The 16,132-nt window shown below is 74.1% G+C and carries 16 protein-coding genes; 4 read left to right on the forward strand and 12 right to left on the reverse strand.

The genetic code is table 11. The features are described from left to right. Positions 1-6: 6 nt before the first annotated feature. The 4 genes from ACIGW2_RS31035 to ACIGW2_RS31050 form a co-directional block, all read right to left on the reverse strand. Positions 7-975, reverse strand: a complete 969-nt coding sequence (locus ACIGW2_RS31035) for a nucleoside triphosphate pyrophosphohydrolase (RefSeq protein WP_399847306.1) — start codon at positions 973-975, stop codon at positions 7-9. A gap of 37 nt (positions 976-1,012) precedes the next feature. After that, positions 1,013-1,657 carry a SurA N-terminal domain-containing protein gene (locus ACIGW2_RS31040; RefSeq protein ID WP_399847310.1) on the reverse strand — a complete coding sequence of 215 codons (645 nt, stop codon included), beginning with the start codon at positions 1,655-1,657 and terminating at the stop codon, positions 1,013-1,015. A gap of 81 nt (positions 1,658-1,738) precedes the next feature. Further along, positions 1,739-2,173: a GtrA family protein gene (locus ACIGW2_RS31045; protein WP_361585671.1), complete on the reverse strand. Its 435-nt coding sequence runs from the start codon at positions 2,171-2,173 to the stop codon at positions 1,739-1,741. Further along, positions 2,170-3,138 carry a glycosyltransferase family 2 protein gene (locus tag ACIGW2_RS31050; protein WP_399847313.1) on the reverse strand — a complete coding sequence of 323 codons (969 nt, stop codon included), beginning with the start codon at positions 3,136-3,138 and terminating at the stop codon, positions 2,170-2,172. Before ACIGW2_RS31050 ends, ACIGW2_RS31045 begins: the two co-directional genes overlap by 4 nt. A 126-nt stretch (positions 3,139-3,264) precedes the next feature. Here ACIGW2_RS31050 and ACIGW2_RS31055 point away from each other — a divergent pair, with 126 nt between their 5' ends. Both ACIGW2_RS31055 and ACIGW2_RS31060 read left to right on the forward strand, forming a co-directional pair. Further along, entirely contained in the window at positions 3,265-5,685 is a 2,421-nt protein-coding gene (locus ACIGW2_RS31055) for a YfhO family protein (protein ID WP_399847314.1), read from the forward strand. A 39-nt stretch (positions 5,686-5,724) separates the two neighbouring features. Continuing rightward, positions 5,725-6,195 carry a carboxymuconolactone decarboxylase family protein gene (locus ACIGW2_RS31060; RefSeq protein WP_399847317.1) on the forward strand — a complete coding sequence of 157 codons (471 nt, stop codon included), beginning with the start codon at positions 5,725-5,727 and terminating at the stop codon, positions 6,193-6,195. 78 nt (positions 6,196-6,273) lie between these two features. Here ACIGW2_RS31060 and ACIGW2_RS31065 read toward each other — a convergent pair whose 3' ends face one another. From ACIGW2_RS31065 to ACIGW2_RS31095, 7 genes are all read right to left on the reverse strand, one after another. Next, a complete protein-coding gene (locus ACIGW2_RS31065) occupies positions 6,274-6,780 on the reverse strand; it encodes a DinB family protein (protein ID WP_391654594.1) in 507 nt (168 codons plus the stop codon). A gap of 140 nt (positions 6,781-6,920) precedes the next feature. Beyond that, complete coding sequence (locus ACIGW2_RS31070) at positions 6,921-7,442, reverse strand: GNAT family N-acetyltransferase (RefSeq protein ID WP_356067430.1); 522 nt, start codon at positions 7,440-7,442, stop codon at positions 6,921-6,923. Positions 7,443-7,514: 72 nt separating this feature from the next. Next, positions 7,515-8,144, reverse strand: coding sequence for an rRNA adenine N-6-methyltransferase family protein (locus ACIGW2_RS31075; protein ID WP_391654596.1), 630 nt, complete (start codon positions 8,142-8,144; stop codon positions 7,515-7,517). A gap of 305 nt (positions 8,145-8,449) precedes the next feature. Then, a complete protein-coding gene (locus tag ACIGW2_RS31080; protein WP_391654597.1) occupies positions 8,450-8,845 on the reverse strand; it encodes a hypothetical protein in 396 nt (131 codons plus the stop codon). Positions 8,846-9,001: 156 nt separating this feature from the next. Next, positions 9,002-10,564, reverse strand: coding sequence for a protein kinase (locus tag ACIGW2_RS31085; RefSeq protein WP_391654599.1), 1,563 nt, complete (start codon positions 10,562-10,564; stop codon positions 9,002-9,004). Next, positions 10,561-11,154, reverse strand: a complete 594-nt coding sequence (locus tag ACIGW2_RS31090; RefSeq protein ID WP_399847320.1) for a hypothetical protein — start codon at positions 11,152-11,154, stop codon at positions 10,561-10,563. Before ACIGW2_RS31090 ends, ACIGW2_RS31085 begins: the two co-directional genes overlap by 4 nt. 150 nt (positions 11,155-11,304) lie before the next feature. Continuing rightward, complete coding sequence (locus ACIGW2_RS31095) at positions 11,305-13,413, reverse strand: N-6 DNA methylase (RefSeq protein WP_399847323.1); 2,109 nt, start codon at positions 13,411-13,413, stop codon at positions 11,305-11,307. 197 nt (positions 13,414-13,610) lie between these two features. On the opposite strand from ACIGW2_RS31095, the gene ACIGW2_RS31100 reads away from it, so the two are divergent. Both ACIGW2_RS31100 and ACIGW2_RS31105 read left to right on the forward strand, forming a co-directional pair. Further along, positions 13,611-14,408 (forward strand): DUF4352 domain-containing protein, encoded by a 798-nt coding sequence (locus tag ACIGW2_RS31100; protein ID WP_391654602.1) that lies wholly within the window; start codon positions 13,611-13,613, stop codon positions 14,406-14,408. A 95-nt stretch (positions 14,409-14,503) separates the two neighbouring features. Further along, complete coding sequence (locus ACIGW2_RS31105) at positions 14,504-15,271, forward strand: hypothetical protein (protein ID WP_391654603.1); 768 nt, start codon at positions 14,504-14,506, stop codon at positions 15,269-15,271. 100 nt (positions 15,272-15,371) lie between these two features. Here the strand turns inward: ACIGW2_RS31105 and ACIGW2_RS31110 are convergent, their stop codons facing one another. After that, the gene (locus tag ACIGW2_RS31110; protein WP_399847326.1) at positions 15,372-16,124 is read right to left on the reverse strand and encodes an N-acetyltransferase; all 753 of its coding nucleotides are present in this window, start codon (positions 16,122-16,124) and stop codon (positions 15,372-15,374) included. Positions 16,125-16,132 lie beyond the last annotated feature (8 nt).

A 16,132-nucleotide genomic window follows, 5' to 3' on the forward strand; every position in this document is an offset into this window, starting at 1 on the left:
GGGGCCTCAGGCCCCGTCCAGGCCCTCCGCCGCGCGGATCGCGTCGCGGTAGAGACGCCCGGCCGCGCGCAGGGCCGCCTCCGGGTCGACCCCGGCGGCCTCGGCCCGTACGGCCAGGGCGAGCAGCTCGTAACCGATGCCCTCACCGGTGGGGAGCGGGACGTCGAGCCTGGCGGTGCGGACCCGGCCCGCGAGCTTGGCGGCGAGCGCGAGGCCCGGCTGGCCGAGGGGGACGCCGTCGGTGACCGAGTCGCGCCGCTTCTCCGCCGCCTTCATCCGCAGCCAGTGCTCCTTGACCTCCTCCGGGGTCTCGGCGGTCGCGTCGCCGAAGACGTGCGGGTGCCGGTGGATCAGCTTCGCCACGATCGTCGCGGCCACGTCGTCCACCGAGAAGGGCTCCTCGGTGTCCTCCTCCGCGATCCGGGCGTGGAACACCACCTGGAGCAGCACGTCGCCGAGCTCCTCGCGCAGCGCCTCGCGGTCCTCGTCCTCGATGGCCTCGACCAGCTCGTAGGCCTCCTCGACGGCGTACTTCGCGAGGCCGCGGTGGGTCTGCCGGGAGGACCAGGGGCAGGCGCGGCGGATCCGGTCCATGACCTGGACGAGGTCGAGCAGCCGGGCGCCGGGCAGGTCGTACGAGCCGGGCAGCAGCTCCAGGTCGGGCATGGCGACCCGGCCGGAGCCGGCGAGCCGGGCGAGCCCGTCGGTGAGGGCCTGGTCGCCCTCGCCGGAGGGCAGCACGAGGACCGTGCGGCCGCCGGCGCAGGCCTCGACCAGTTCCCCGGCGGTCGGCCGCAGCACCTCGACGGCGACCCCGGCCTCCTTCAGATAGGGCAGCTGGGGGTGGTCCGCGTCCGGGCACAGCACCCGGTCCGCCCCGTGCAGCGCCTGCCAGGCCGGCCAGGACAGCAGGCCCGGCGCGACGCGGTGGCTGGCGGTGAGCAGGACGATGCGACCGGGGTTCTCAGCGTTCACCCCTCGAACCTACCCCTCCGCGCGGGGCGGCCCCCGCTCAGGCCCCGGCCTCCGCGGCGGCCGGCTTGGTGATCTGCCGCACCCACGGCGCCGTGTACGTGCCGAGCTGGATCTTCTCGTCGTCCCAGGTGCCGAAGCGCGGGTTCACGTCGATCTCCAGCGCCTTGGAGGCCCGGCTGAAGGCCTCGGTCAGCTTCTTCTGGCCCTCGGGGGTGTTGGTGATCCCGAGCTTGGACGCGATCTTGTTCATGAGGACGGCGCGGCGGGCCACGTCGTCGATCTGGTCGGGTGCCACCCCGCGCTGCTGGAGCAGCGCGGCCGTCATCTGCTGCTCGCCGCCGCTCTGCCGCACGAAGTCGGCGCGGGCCTGCTGGACCTCGGCGCGGGTGACGGTGACGCCGTTGTCCTCGCCGACCTTCCGGGCCACCCGGTCGAAGATCATGTCGTGCAGCTTCTGGCGGCTGAGGTCGCCGGTCTCGCGGATCAGCTGCTCGGCGTTCGGCGAGGCCTGCTGGGCCGTGCGCACGTCCTCGACCTGGGCCTGGAGGCTGGAGACCTCGATCCGCTGGCCGCCGACGACGGCCGCCGCCCCCGGATGGGCGTCGTTGCCGCAGGCGGTGAGCAGCGGGGCCGCGGCGAGCAGCGCGGCGGCGGAGACGGAGAGCGCAGTGCGGCGGTGCAAAGGAGCCTCCCGGCGTGGGTCGTGCGTCAGTGGGACGACCGTGCGGTGATCGATGGTAGGCAGTCGTCGTGGCCCGGGCCACTACTTGGCGGCGACTGTCTCGGTCGAATCGGTCAACGACTCACGTGTTCGGGTGGTGTCGGGTCCCAGCATGATCGTCCGGGAGAGGACGAAGGTGACGGGGATCGCGGCCGCGGCGGCGAGCAGCGGCGCCCACCGGCTGTCGACGCCGGCCAGGTCGACCAGGACGTAGACGCCGACGGTGGTGACGGTGAAGTTCGCCGCGTTGGTCAGCGGGAAGAGCAGGAACTTCCGCCAGGTGGGGCGGGTGCGGTAGGTGAAGTGGGAGGTGAGGAAGAAGGAGCCGACCATGGACAGCGCGAAGGCGAGGACATGGGCGGCGATGTAGGGCAGCCACCTCCCCAGGAGCAGGTAGATCCCGTAGTACGTACCGGTGTTGACGACTCCGACCAGGCCGAAGCGCAACAGCTGCCCGGCGGTGTTCTTCGCCGTCATCGGCGCAGGAGCTCCTCGTCCCTCCGGTCCTCGCGGGGTGCGGGGACGCGCGTGTTGGTCGCCTTCACCAGGTAGTGCGGGCGCCGCTTCACCTCGTAGTAGATGCGGCCGACGTATTCGCCGACCAGGCCGAGCATCACCATCTGGACGCCGGCCAGCGCCGTGACCGTCACGAGCAGGGTGACATAACCGGGGGTGTCCACGCCGTTCACCAGGGCGACACCGACGATCCAGGCGGCGTACGCGAATGCCACGGCGACCAGCACCATCCCGAGATAGACGGCGGCCCGGAGCGGTTTGTTGTTGAAGGAGAGAAGGCCGTCGAGGCCGTAGTTGAGCAGTTTTCCGAACGTCCATTTCGAGCGCCCCTGCTCGCGCACCGCGTTCTCGTACTCGAAGGTGGTCGACTTGAATCCGACCCAGTCGAACAGGCCCTTCGAGAAACGGTTGTATTCGGTCAGCTGGAGAATGGCGTCGACCGTGCGGCGGGACAGCAGCCGGAAGTCGCCGACGCCGTCGACCAGCTCGACGTCGACCAGGCGGTTGATCGCCCAGTAGTAGGCGCGGGCGGTGAGCGTGCGGGTGACCCGGTCGCCGGTGCGCGTGCGCCGGGCGATGACCTGGTCGTATCCCTCGGTGTGCAGCGCCAGCATGCGGTGCACGAGCTCCGGCGGGTGCTGGAGGTCGGCGTCCATGATCACGACGGCGTCGCCGGCCGCGTGCTGGAGACCGGCCAGCATGGCGGCCTCCTTGCCGAAGTTGCGGCTGAAGGAGACGTACCGCGCCCTCGGGTCGCCGGCGGCGATCTCCGCGAGGAGGGGCAGCGTTCGGTCACGGCTTCCGTCGTCCACGTACACGATCTCGAATTCCCCGTCGAAACGGGAGAGTTCGGCCGTCACCTGGTCATGGAAGCGACCGATGATCTCTTCTTCGTTGAAGCACGGGACCACGATCGAGAGCAGCACGGTCCACACCACAACCGGTCCGGATGTCGCCGCCGGATTCCACCGGTGACGCCGAGGCGACCATTGCGTGAACTGCCCGGCGCCGGGGACGATTTCATGATCTGCCCTGTCATATTCGACAGCACGATGAACACCAGGAACAGAATCACGGCCAAAGCCGGAAGGCCGGACGGAAGGCCCAACAGAAGGCCGGACGCAAAAACCTTGCGCGGTTCCGGGCGCGGTCGCGGGCGCGGGCGCGCGGGCGCCCCGGGCCTCGCGGCGCTGCTCACCGTCCTCGCCGTGTGCGCCGGGGACGCCGTCGCCACCACCTTCCCCTTCGGGCACCACCGGCGCAGCGTCAACGACCTGGGCAACCAGTTCCTGCCCTTCCACGCGCGCCTGTGGGACCTGCTGCACGGGCGGGCCGACGGCGGGCTGCTGCTCAACTGGCAGTCCGGCTGGGGGACCAGCTTCCTGCCCGACCTGGCCACCTATCTGACCAGCCCGTTCGCCCCGCTGGTGGCACTGTTCCCGCGGGCCGGTCTGGCGTACGCGCTGTACGCGATCACCCTCCTGAAGGCGGCGACGGCCGCCGCCGCCATGGCCTTCCTGCTGCCCCGGCTCCGGCCGCCGGCCGGGGAGCGCACGCCGTGGTGGGCGCCGGGGCTGCTCGGCGCTGCCTACGGCCTGTGCGGCTGGGCGATCCTGGAGGCCGTCTACAACCCGATGTGGATGGACGGCCTGATCTCGTTCCCGCTGCTGTGCCTGGTCGGCGTGTGGGTACGGGAGGGGCGGCGGCCGCTGCTCGGCCCGCTGGTCGTCGCGGTCTGCTGGACCGCCAACTTCTACACCGCCTACATGGCGACCCTCGGCGCGGCCCTGGTGCTGATCGTGACCGCCCCGCGGTGGCGGGTGGTCCTGCGCGGGGCCCTGACCGTGCTCCTCGGCGTCGGCCTCGCGGCGCCGGTGCTGGTGCCGGTGTTCCTGGGGACGCGGTACGCGTACCCCGGCGTCGTCCGGGACTTCGTGCCGGCCGGCGGCGCGGACCTCGCGGCGCGCCTGATGCCCGCCACGTACGGCTTCTCCACCCCGGCCCTGTTCGTGTGCACGGCGGTCCCGGTGCTCGCCGCCTCGCAGCTCTTCCGGCGCGCGTGGCGGTGGCCGGCGGTGGTGGCGGGGGTCGCGCTGTCCTTCCAGTTCGGGCCGACGCACCTGGTGTGGCACGTCTTCGCGACCCCGAACGGCAGCCCGTACCGGCAGACCTTCGTCCTCGCGGGCGTCCTCGTCATCGCGGCCTGGGCGGCGGTCGCCGACGGCCCGCCGGACCGGCGGGCGCTGCTCGGCGGCGTCGCGGTCGTCGGGCTGCCGGCGCTCGCCGCGCTGGGCAGCGCGGAGGCGACGCCGTGGGGCTGGGCGCTGTTCGCGGCGGGCCTCGCGGTCGTGCTGGTACGGCACCGGCGCCTCGCCCTGCCGCTGCTGGCCGCCGTCCTGGTGGCGCAGGCCGCCGCGACCACGGCCTGGGGCGACAAGGAGCGGCTGCGGCGGCTCGACGACTACCCGCCGTGGAGCGCCGTCGACACCCGGCGGGCCGAGGCGCTCGACCGGGCCGACGGCTGGCCCGCGTACCGCGTGGACTCCGGCCGGCCGCAGACCACCGGCAACGAGCCGATGATGCTCGGCGGCCAGGGCGGCTCCTACTACAGCAGCCTCACGCCCGACGTCCTCACCCGCACCATGGCGGCGCTCGGCGCCGGCTGGACCTCCCGCGGGCGCAATCTGCAGAGCCTCGACAACCCGGTCACGGACGCCCTGTTCGCGGTCGGCGCGCGCCTGCGGGACGGAGAGCCGGTGCGCACGGGCCCGGCGGCGCCCCTGGTGACCGTCCGGCCCCCGGGCCCGCCCCCGGTCTACGGCCCCTCCCCCTTCCGCAACCAGGAACTCCTGCTGGGCGCCCGGGTGTACGAGCCGCCGGCCGCCGGTGCCTGCCGGGTCGGCACCGAGGTCTTCCTGTGGGCCCCGAACCACACGGGCACGGCCGCGCTCGGCGACCGCACGGTCCGGATGCGCGGCCGGCTGCCGAAGTGGCGGGCCGCCCTGGTCTCCCTGGGCGTCCAGCAGGTGCCGGGTCTGAAGCCGCGGATCCCCGCCGGGGGCGAGGTCGCCTGCCTGGACCGCGCCCGCCTGGACACCGCCGTCGCCGCTCTGCGCGCCTCGGCCCCGACCGCCCTACACGTCACCGACACCGGCTTCCGCGCGACCCTCCGCCCCGGCACCACCGGCACCCTCGTGCTGTCGGCGCCGGCGATCCCCGGCTGGCGCTGCGACGGCCGGGGAGCCGGCTCGTACGGCGGCCTCGTCGCCGTCCCGGTGACCGCCGGCCGCACCGAGGTGAGCTGCGCCTTCCGCCCTCCGGGGCTGCGCCTCGGTCTGGCCGGGGCAGGGGTGTCGCTGCTGGTCCTCGCCGGGTGGGTCCTGGGCGGACGAAGGCGCCGGCGAACCCCTCAGGAGGATGTGGCGCAGGTCACATCGGAGGCTGTCACACGTGCTCCGGCCGTCTCGTCATAGGGGTGTAGCGACGATGAGAACGGCACAAAGGAGCCCATCATGGAACCCCGCCTCAACCCCTTCACCAGCCCGACCGCCGGCAAGCTCATCAAGCACCTCTCCGCCGCCGGCAACGCCGTGACGGCGTCCGGCGTGCCGGTCCTGACCCAGGAGCTGGTGAAGATCCGGGCGAGCCAGATCAACGGCTGCGCCTTCTGCCTCGACATGCACACCAAGGAGGCCGAGGCGACCGGCGAGACCACCCAGCGGCTGATCATGGTCGGCGCCTGGCGCGAGGCCACCGTGTTCACCGACGCCGAGCGGGCCGCGCTCGAACTGGCCGAGCTGGGCACCCGCATCGCGGACGGCACGGGCATCCCGGACGACGTCTGGCAGAACGCCGCCAAGTACTACGACGAGGAGCAGCTGCTCGGTCTGGTCGGTCTGATCGCCCTGATCAACGCCTTCAACCGGATGAACGTCCTGCTCCAGATCCCGGGCGGCGACTACAAGGTCGGCCAGTTCGCCTGAGCCGCACGCCCCCGAACGCCCGCGTGCCCCTTCGCCGCAGGACGGCGGAGGGGCACACGGGTGGTGAGGGTGGGGTGGTCAGTACCCGGTCGCGCCGTCGAGCAGCTCGCGGATGATGTCCAGGTGCCCGTTGTGACGGGCCGTCTCCTCGGTGAGGTGGAGCAGGATCCAGCGCAGGTCGACCGTGGCGCCGTCGCGGATGGTGCGCTTGGCCGGGGTGTCCAGGGCGTGCGCGGCGACGAGTTCGCGGTGCCGGGCGGACTCCTCGGCGTACTCGTCGAGGAGCTGGTGGAGCGGGAAGTCGACGGCGATGCGCATCTCGCGGTCGGGGTCCTCGTCGGTCCAGGGTCCCTGGTCCTCCTCGCCGAGGAAGACCACCCGGAACCAGTGGTACTCGACCCAGCGGAGGTGGTTGACCACTCCGCTCACGGTCATCAGGGGCGAGCCCGGCAGGATCGCCTTGCGGGCGTTCTCCGCGGAGAGGCCCTCGCACTTGGCGCGGACGGTGTCACGGGCGTAGTCGAGGAACGTGGTGAGCTGGGTGCGCTCGTCCCACGCGGTCGGCATGTCGTCGATTCTGGTCATCGCGCGAAGCCTCCCCGATCACCGGGACCGGTGTCGAGGCAATTAGGGCCCGTCCGAACTCGATCCGTCCCGGACGGGCCCCAGGCCGTCCCTTCCGGATCTCGCCGGGTCCCGGCGCCCGGGACCGGGCGGCGGCGCCGTCAGCCGACCCGCTTCTCCCGCAGCGTGAACGACTTGGGGGCGCCGCCCGGCTGGGGCTTGCCCTCCTTGTGGCCGACGGCGCGGTACCCGGCGTCCCGGTAGTAGGCGTTCAGGGCCTCGTTGCCGGCGAGGCAGTCGAGGCGGACGAAGGCGCGACCGGCCTCGGCGACCCGGCGCTCGGCCGCCGCCAGCAGGAGCCGGCCGGTGCCGGGGGCGGCGGTGGCGCGGTCGACCATCAGCCGGTGCACGTATCCGGCCACGGGCGGCTGGACGCCCCACGCGGCCTCGTCCTGCCACCACAGCTCCCAGCCCCCGACGACCTCCCGGTCCGCCTCCGCGATCCACACCTCGCCGCCCCCGGCCGCCACGCGCCGGAAGTGTTCCTCGTCCAGCTCCCCCGGCCGCCACTGGCCGGTGACGCCGCGCGCCAGCATCCAGCGGGCGGCGTCGTCGCGGAGGCGCACGAGGGTGGCCAGGTCGGGTTCGGCGGCGAGCCGGAAGCGCAGGCGGGAGTCGGTCACGCGGTGGATCTTCGCACGCCGGACCGCGTCCCCGCCGGACACGCGGTCCGGCGGGGGTGCGGGGCCCGGCCGTCAGCGCCGGTCGAGGCGCAGGATCGCGCGGCCCGGCAGGCCGGCGGGGTGGACCGCGACGCCGAACTCCGGCCGCCGGTCCGGCTCCTGCGCGTGCCGTGCCCCGTGCTCCCGCGCGTACGCGTCCGCGTACCCCTCCGCGTACTCCTGCGGGACGAGCAGGGTCGCCGAGGAGAGGGCGGCGGGCGCGCGCAGGCACCAGGCGCTGAGCGAGGCCGCGGCGGCCGGGTCGGGGGCGAGCGCGACCAGCGCGAACGGCTCGCGCGGGGTCCTCGCCCTGGTGAAGTCGGCCCGCACCACGCCGATTCCGGGCTCGTCACGGGTGCGCGCGGCCAGCCGCCCGGCGGCGGCCGGGTCGGCCTCGTACACCGTGACGCGGGCGCCGTGAGCGGCCAGCGCGCGGACGAGCGCGCCGTCACCGGCGGCGGGCACGAGGACGAGCCCGTCGGCGGCCGGGGCGGCGGCCGTCACGAGCCGGTCGATCGCGGCGGGGTCGACGGAAAGCTCCGCGGCGGAGGTCCGGCGGGCCCGGTCGCGCGGGGCGCGCTGGGCACCGGGGACGGACCTGCCCCGGTTGTCGTGCGAGAAGTTCCCGTAACCGTGCTTGCGGGAGGAGAAGTTGTTCGCCATGGCGGCTGCCCTTTCGGGGTCTTCGAGAGGAATGGGGTCTCGAAGGGCCCTGGGCACGCCCGCGGACGGGTGAAGCCTGAGGGGATCCGCGCGTCCGCTAGCGGGCCTGGGCCCGGTCGCCGCGCAGACGGATGAAGACGGTGCCGTAGCCGCCGAGGGCGGCACTGGTGAAGGCTGACATGCGGACCACGCTAGGGAGACGCCACGGCGCCCGCAAACGAATTACGGCCCGCGCCGGACCGTGCACGCGTGAGGGGCCGTCCCCGTCGGGAACGGCCCCTCACGTGTACGTCGCGGGACGGACGTCAGCTCTTCTTGACCTCGTCGAGGCAGAGGACGAACTTGTCCGAGCCCAGCTGCTGGGCGAGCGCGGAGAGCTCGTCGCCGCACTTGTTCAGGTCGAAGGTGTTGTCGTGCACCTGGACGACCTTGAACAGGTCGGCCTTGCCGGAGGAGCAGTCCTGGGTGTCGACCTTCGGGTCGTTCTCCGGACCGGTCACGGTCACGCAGTCGCCGACCTGGGCGTGGACCGGGGCGTCACCGGTGAGGTGCGGCAGGCCGACCTTGACGGCGACGGCGACGATCACGAGGACGACGAAGCCACCGATCTTCTTCAGCAGGCCGCCCTTCTTCTGCTCGGGCTGGGGCGCGGGCTGCCCGGGCGCGGCGGCGAACGGGTCGGTCGGCTGAGGCGTGGTCATCTCGGAATCCTTGAACGGCGTGGACATGATCGAACGCGCACGTTACACAGCGCAAAACGATCAAATCGGACCCTTCTGATTCGTTTTCCAATCCGGTACGCACTCGTGACTCTGCCGACCCGTCAGACATGGCGCCAGACACGGCAAGGAAACCGCCTAGTAACGCGCGCTGCGCGGGTCCATCTGGCGCTGACGGTCGAGGACCCGGCGCAGGTCGGCGGCGAGCGGGTGGTAGGGGCCCTGGTCGCGTTCCACGTCGTAGAGGAGGGTGGCGAGGTGGGCCACGGCGGCGGCCTGTTCGCCGGTGGCCAGCATCAGCAGGCCGATCCGGTGCCGGATGTCGAAGGCGCGCTGCCGCAGCTCGTGGTCGGTGGTGCCGGCCTGCTCGTGGTACGGCAGGAGCGCGCGGAACTCGGCGAGCGCGGCGGCCGGGTCGCCGAGCTGTTCCAGGCACAGCGCCGCGTCGTAGCGGAAGCGCAGCGTCTGCGGGTCGTAGGGGCCGGCCTCGGCCGAGCGGTCCTCGGCGAGCCGGCGCAGCTCGGGCAGGGCGCGCCGGTACTGCCCGTCGTCCATGAGGGTCGTCGCGTACTGCTTGCGCAGGATGCGGACGACCGGCGAGTGCTCGCCGTGCTCGGCCGCGGCGGCCGGGAGGATGCCGCCGAGGACGTCCACGGCCTGGGTGATGGAGCCCTCGCCGAGCAGCCGCTTGACCTCGTCGACGGCGGCGGCCACGTCGGGCCGGCCGGGCGCCGGGGGCACGGTCGGCGGGGCGGGCACGCCGGCCGGGACGGCCGCCCGGTCGGGCCAGGGGGCGTGCGGGCGGCGGAAGGGGCGGGTCGGGTCGAGCGGCCCGGCCGCGGCTCCGGCGGACGCCGCACCGGGCGCGGGCAGGAGCGGCAGCAGCAGCTCGTAGACCTCCTGGGCGCCGGACGGGCGGTCCTGCGGGTCCTTGGCCAGCAGCCGCAGGACCAGCGCCTCCAGGGCCTCGGGCACCTCGGGCCGCATCCGGCGGACCGGAAGCGGCGACTCGTGGAGGTGGCGGTGGAGCACGCCGAGGGCGGTGGAGCCGGCGAACGGCACTGTCCCGCTGAGGAGTTCGTGGAGCAGCACGCCGAGCGCGTACAGATCGGTGTACGGGCCGACGGCGCCGCCCATCGCCTGCTCGGGCGCCATGTACGCGGGCGTGCCGATGGGCGAGCCGGTGTGGGTGAGCCGGGTGGTGTCGCTGTCGAGGACGGACGCCACGCCCAGGTCGAGCACGGTGACCGTGCCGTCGGGGCGGACCATCACGTTCCGCGGCTTGAGGTCGCGGTGCACGATCGGCACCGCGTGCACGGCGGCGAGCACCGCGCACAGCTGGGCGGCCACGGACACCGCCCACGGCCAGGGGTAGGGCTCGTGCTCGGCGAGGTGGTCGGCGAGGTCTGCGCCCTCGACGTACTGCATGACCAGGTACAGCTCGTCGCCGTCGCTGCCGGCGTCGTGGACGGTGACCAGGCCGGGGTGGTCGACCTGGGCGGTCACCCGGCACTCGCGCACGAAGCGGCGGCGCAGCTCGTCGGCGGCGGTCGCCGGGCCGCTGATGGCGGCGGGGTTGAGCAGCTTGACCGCGACCCGGCGGTCGAGCCGCCCGTCGTAGGCGGTCCACACCTGGCCCATGCCGCCCTGGCCGATCAGCGTGGCCAGCTCGTAACGCCCGCCGACGACCCGGCCGTTCATCTCTCCTGGTCCTTGCGGAGCAGGTCGCTGAGCTCGTCGAGCTCGGCGCGGACCTGGTCGATGCGGGGGCTGGACGGGGCGACCTGCGGGGGCCGCACCGGCGCCGGGGGCTGGGGCTGGACCGGGGGCTGGGGCTGTGCCTGGACCGGGGGCCGGGCCTGGGGGCGGGCCTGCGGGTATCCGTACGCCTGCTGGGGCACGGTGGCGGCGTAGGGGTTGTAGGGCGCGGGCGGCGGGACCGGGCCGCGCAGGCGTATCCGGTCGTGGCGGATGTCGACCGCCAGGTAGTAGCCGGTGAACGCGGCCGCGCTCAGCAGGATCGTCGCCACGACGACGTCCGCCCGGGTGGTCTCGACGTCGTCCGGCATCAGGACCAGACAGACGACGATCAGCACGATGGAGAGGGCGAACAGCACCCAGTCGACCGCGCGGCGGGTCAGCAGGGCGATGCGCAGCGCCGTGGCCCAGGTGAGCAGCCCGATGCTGAACAGCGGCAGCACGGCGAACAGCACCCGCAGCACGATGACCGACGCCGGCACGCCCGGCCGCTGCTGCGGCCCGGCGGGAGGCGGGTAGCCCTGGCCGTACATTCCTGCTCCTGGTGACCTGAAAAGTCCGACTGTCGGGGACGAGCGTATACACCGACTCCGACAGTCACCCAGGGGTTGTGCACAACCGCGCCCGGACCGTTGTCCGGGCGCTGGTCGGGGCCTTGTCCCGGCCCTTGCCCGGGCCCTGGTTCAGGGCGCGACGGTGCCGTCCGCGAGCCCGTCGTACATGCCCTGCACGAGCTGTTCGCCGAGCCGGCCGGCGAGCCGCAGGGCCTCCTCGAACTCGGCGAGGGCGCGGAACCGGGCGCCGTAGCGCCGCTGTTCGGCGAGCGGCAGCCGGGGCAGCTGGAGGCGCCGCACGTCGAGCCGGGTGGCGGTCGAGGCGTACGAGCTGGCCTGCCGCTTGTTGGCGGTGGCCCGCAGGAAGCCGGCCAGGAACCAGGGGTCGACGGCGGCCGGGTCGGGGCGCAGCAGGTGCACGTTGCGCCCGAGGGCGGCGCCGGCGGTGGCCGGGTCGACGACCCGGGCGACCGCGCCGCCGCCGAGCACCGGGACGACGACGTCGCCGACGGCGAGCAGCACCGGGTCCTCGGCGGGCTCGCCGGGCGGGGCCTCGGGCAGGGTGCCGGAGGGCGGCTGGGCGGCGAGGACGTCGGTGTCGGTGAGGAGCCGGACGGGGGCGCCGGGGCGGGCCGAGCCGGCGCCGCCCGCGTGCAGGGTGAGGGCTCCCGCGCGGGCCAGTTCGCCGACGGTGGTCGCGGTCCGGTGCGGTCCTGGGAGGCCGGCGGAACCGGGGGCGCCGGCCGGGTCCGCGGCGGGCGGCGGGGTGAGCTCGCGGGTGCGGCGCAGGGTCTCGGTCAGGCGCTCGCGCACCCCGGCCAGCTGCGCGGCGCCCTCGGCGGCGGCGGGCGGCGGCAGGTGGCGGGCGGGGGCCAGGTCGACGTCGTCGTCGAGGAGTTCGATGACGGGGACCGAGCGGCTCTCGCCGGGGGTCTCGGCGAGGGTGCCGTCCTGGAGGAAGGGGCGCCAGGCGCCGAGCACGGCCGTCTCGACGGCGGGCCAGTCGGGCCGCCGACCGCTGCCGCCGGGGGCGGCCGTCCCGGTGGTCCCGGCGGCGGTCTCGGTGGCGGTGTCGACGAGCAGCAGTTCGGCCGGCGGGCGTTCGCCGGGGACGGGCCTGCGCAGCACCCACAGGTGCAGCGGGATGCCGTACGGGGGCGCCGCGCCGGCCGGCAGGGCGACGACGGCGCGGAGCGCGCCCCGGCGCAGCAGGTCGGCCCGGATGCGGCGGCCGGAGCGGCGGGAGGCGGCGGCGGGCGGCATGAGCAGGACGGCGGTGCCGCCGGGGCGGACCCGGGCCAGGGCGTGCTGGACCCAGGCCAGTTCGGACTCGGTGCGGGCCGGGAAGCCGTACTCCCAGCGCGGGTCGTAGGCGAGTTCGTCGTGGCCCCAGTTGCGTTCGTTGAACGGCGGGTGGCACAGCACGGCGTCGGCGGCCAGGGCGGGGAAGGCGTCGGCGCGCAGGGTGTCGCCGGGCAGCACGCGCACGTCGGTGCTCCGGCCGGTGGCGAGCGCGAGGCGGAGCGCGCAGAGGGCGGCGAGGTCGCGGTCGGCGTCCTGGCCGTGCAGGGCCGTGGCGGTGGGGGCGGCGGCGCGGAGCAGGGCGCCGGTGCCGCAGGCGGGGTCGAGGACGCTGTCGGCTGGTCCGGCGAGGGCGGCCATGAGGGCGGCCGGGCCGGGCGGGGTGAGCGTGTACTGCCGCGGGTTGGCGTCCAGGTGCCGGCCGAGCAGGAACTCGAAGGCCTCCCCGGGGCCGCTCTCGGCGGCCAGCTCGGCGGCGCCGCGCACGAGCGGGACGGACGGGGCGAGGTCGGCGGCGGTGGGGGTGCGGACGGCGCGGTCGGCGCCGAACCGCTCGGTCAGCGTCTCCTCCAGGGGTACGGGGAGGAGTTCGGCGAGGCGGTCGTCGGGCGCCGCGGCGAGGGCGGGCCAGGCGCCGGCCCGGTCCCGGACCAGGAGCAGGGCGCAGCCGGCGTGCACGAGGGCGGTGACGGCGCCGGCGGGGTGGGCGGCGACCTGCTGCCAGACCCGCTCGCCGAGCGGGACCTCGGCGAGCTTGCCCTGGGCGCGCAGCCAGGACTCGACGTCGGCGAGGGCGAAGGACGGGCTGGTCTCCGTGCCGCCGACGGGCCGGGGGAAGTCGGCGTGCCGGCGGCGCCAGTTGCTCACGGCCGCCCGGCCGACTCCCGCGAGGCGGGCGATCCCCGCGGCGGTCACCTCTGCTGCGCTCTCCGGCACCTGCCACCCCTCTCGTCCCGCCGACTGGCGTGCGACCCCGAACCTCGTGTGGCGCCGATCCTACCGACGAACGCAAGAGCCGACCCTTCACAGCGTGAGCGGACGCATTTTCCGTGAACCGTGTTGACTCGGTTCACAGGCTCTGCTGTCATTGATCCATCGCGCCAGACAAACCCACTGTCCGGGAGGACACACTCATGTCGTACGACACGCAGCTCCCGCACGCCCCCGCTCCGGTGGCCATGCGGAACGGCCTCGGCACCGCGGCCCTGATCCTCGGCATCATCGGCACGCTCTCCGGGCTCGTCCCGCTCTTCTTCTGGCTGGCCGGCATCCTCGGCCTGATCGCCCTGATCCTGGGCCTGGTCGGCACCGGCCGGGTCAAGCGCGGCGAGGCGAACAACAAGGGCGTGACGGTGACCGGAGCGGTCCTCGGGCTCGCGGCCCTGATCCTCTCGGTGGTCGGCGCGGTCATCACGTTCACGGCGGTCAGCGACGCGGTGGAGGAGATCGACAAGACGCTCAAGGACTCCGCCCCGGCCACCCCGGGCGCCAAGGGCAAGGGCCAGACCACGGGCAAGGACGCGGCGGCCAAGGCGCTCACCGCCGACGAGACCGCCGCGTACGACGACGGCCTGGAGATCACCGTCTCGGCGCCCAAGACCTTCACGCCCGGCGAGTTCGCCGTCGGCCACACCGAGGGCAACAAGGCCTACAAGGTCACCGTCACCATCGAGAACAAGGGCAAGAAGGCCTTCGACACCGCAGGCACCCTGCCCACCGCCCGGGCCGGCAAGGACGGCGCCGACGCGGAGATGATCCTCGGCGACAAGGGCCTCGACGTCGCCTTCGAGGGCTCGGTCCTGCCCGGCAAGAAGGCCACCAAGACCTTCGCCTTCGACGCGCCCGCCGACGCCAAGCTCCTGACGGTCGAGATCGCCCCGGCCATGGGCCTGGACCACGACGCCGCGCAGTGGGACCTGAAGATCGGCTGACCCGGCCGCCCTCCCCCACCCCCCACTCCCCCGCATCCCGTGCCGCTCCCCCGGCACGCACCCCCGCACCACCCCGATCCCCCCGGAGAAGCACCATGTCTGCCACCGTCCGCCCCCGCCGCCGGGCCGCCCTCGTCGCCACCCTCTGCGCCGCCGTCGCGCTCGGCGCGGGCGCCTGCGGGCCCTCCTCGGACTCCGGGCCCCAGGCCTCGGGCCCCTTCGGGGAGTTGAGCGGCCCGCAGATCCTGGAGAAGGCGATCAAGGAGACGAAGGCCGCGAAGTCCCTGAGCCTGGACCTGGACCTGAAGACCTCCGACGGCCCGCTCAAGGCCTTCGTCTCGACCGACGTCCAGGGCCGGTGCACGGGCACGATGACGATCGGCACCACCGGCACCGCGGAGCTGCTCCGCCCGGCCGGCGGCGGCCCGGTCTACCTCCGCTACGACGAGGCCTTCCTCAAGGAGCAGGCGAAGGGCGAGTCGCCCGAGGTCCAGGCGGCCGTGCTCAAGCAGATGAAGGGCCGCTGGCTGAAGACCGACGCCAAGGACCCCGACACCAAGGACATGCTCGAACTGTGCGACCTGAAGGCGCTGCTCGCCGACTTCGAGCAGACCACGGCCGGCACGGTGCAGGGCGAGGAGACCACGGTCGGCGGAGCGAAGGCGCTGACGCTGACGCAGCGGTACGAGGGCAACGAGAAGGACACCTTCTCCGTGGCCACCGAGGGCCGCCCGCACCTGCTGAGGATCGTCACCACCGGCGGCGACGAGCCGGGCACGATCACGCTGTCCGGCTACGACAAGCCGGTCACGGCCACCGCCCCGCCGAAGAAGGACGTGGTGGACGAGAAGGACCTCGGCTGACGCGCCCCGCGCGCACGGCCCGCAAGGACGCGAAAGGCGTGACGGCCTCCGGAGGGGGGTGGCCGTCACGCCTTTCGCGTGCCGTACGAGAGGGGCGGGGTCAGAGCCTGTGCTGCACCCATATGTTGGGCTCGACGTAGACCGCGTAGCCGCGGGCGGTGTCGCAGTGCACCGGCACCAGGGCGCCGGGGACCTCGACCGGGCCGTCGGTGTCGAAGGGCAGCCCGGTCCAGGACCGCCACTGCTCCACGGACCCGCCGATCGTCATCGAGGCCGGCGCCACCTTCACCACGGTGCCGCCCGCGCGCACGTGCACGCGCAGCCACGGGTCGTGCGGCAGCCCGTCGGACGCGCGGGTGCGCCGCGCGTACTCGTGGATGGAGGCCGCGGCCTCCAGGTGCTTGCCGTTCGGGCGCAGCGGGGCGACGAGCCGGGTGTGCCCGAGGCGGCGGGCGTTGTCCCGCATGGCCGCGAGCATCCGGTGCGAGACCCCGAGGCCCAGCGCGCCCGTGTCCACGGTGATCTCGATCGCGCTCACCGTGTCCGGCGTCCGCCCGGCCCGCAGGTCGGAGAACGCCCACAGCAGCACCTGGTCCCACCCGGTGTCCGGCAGCTCCCCGCGCCCCTCCTCCGCCAGCCGGAACGGCACGCTGAACCCGCGCGCCACGACGTCCTCGCCGTCCGGCCCGTCGGTCGCGACGAGCACGTACTCCGGGAACTCGGCCACGATCCGCCCGATGTGGCTCCACCCCACCGGGTCGTACATCATGAACTCCGGCCAGAGGTCTTTCATCTGCCACAACTTCCCGGCGAGGCCGGGCCGCTCGGCGAGCGTGGTGATGTGCACGTCCATGCGCCCGA

Source organism: Streptomyces sp. NPDC053541, assembly GCF_044544705.1.
Classification (GTDB): domain Bacteria; phylum Actinomycetota; class Actinomycetes; order Streptomycetales; family Streptomycetaceae; genus Streptomyces.

Coding starts and splice junctions, on each gene's coding strand:
- ACIGW2_RS31045 (WP_361585671.1), bottom strand. CDS start 2,173: ATGACGGCGAAGAACACCGCCGGGCAGCTGTTGCGCTTCGGCCTGGTC.
- ACIGW2_RS31055 (WP_399847314.1), top strand. CDS start 3,265: ATGAACACCAGGAACAGAATCACGGCCAAAGCCGGAAGGCCGGACGGA.
- ACIGW2_RS31060 (WP_399847317.1), top strand. CDS start 5,725: ATGGAACCCCGCCTCAACCCCTTCACCAGCCCGACCGCCGGCAAGCTC.
- ACIGW2_RS31065 (WP_391654594.1), bottom strand. CDS start 6,780: ATGACCAGAATCGACGACATGCCGACCGCGTGGGACGAGCGCACCCAG.
- ACIGW2_RS31075 (WP_391654596.1), bottom strand. CDS start 8,144: ATGGCGAACAACTTCTCCTCCCGCAAGCACGGTTACGGGAACTTCTCG.
- ACIGW2_RS31080 (WP_391654597.1), bottom strand. CDS start 8,845: ATGACCACGCCTCAGCCGACCGACCCGTTCGCCGCCGCGCCCGGGCAG.
- ACIGW2_RS31085 (WP_391654599.1), bottom strand. CDS start 10,564: ATGAACGGCCGGGTCGTCGGCGGGCGTTACGAGCTGGCCACGCTGATC.
- ACIGW2_RS31090 (WP_399847320.1), bottom strand. CDS start 11,154: ATGTACGGCCAGGGCTACCCGCCTCCCGCCGGGCCGCAGCAGCGGCCG.
- ACIGW2_RS31100 (WP_391654602.1), top strand. CDS start 13,611: ATGTCGTACGACACGCAGCTCCCGCACGCCCCCGCTCCGGTGGCCATG.
- ACIGW2_RS31105 (WP_391654603.1), top strand. CDS start 14,504: ATGTCTGCCACCGTCCGCCCCCGCCGCCGGGCCGCCCTCGTCGCCACC.
- ACIGW2_RS31110 (WP_399847326.1), bottom strand. CDS start 16,124: ATGGACGTGCACATCACCACGCTCGCCGAGCGGCCCGGCCTCGCCGGG.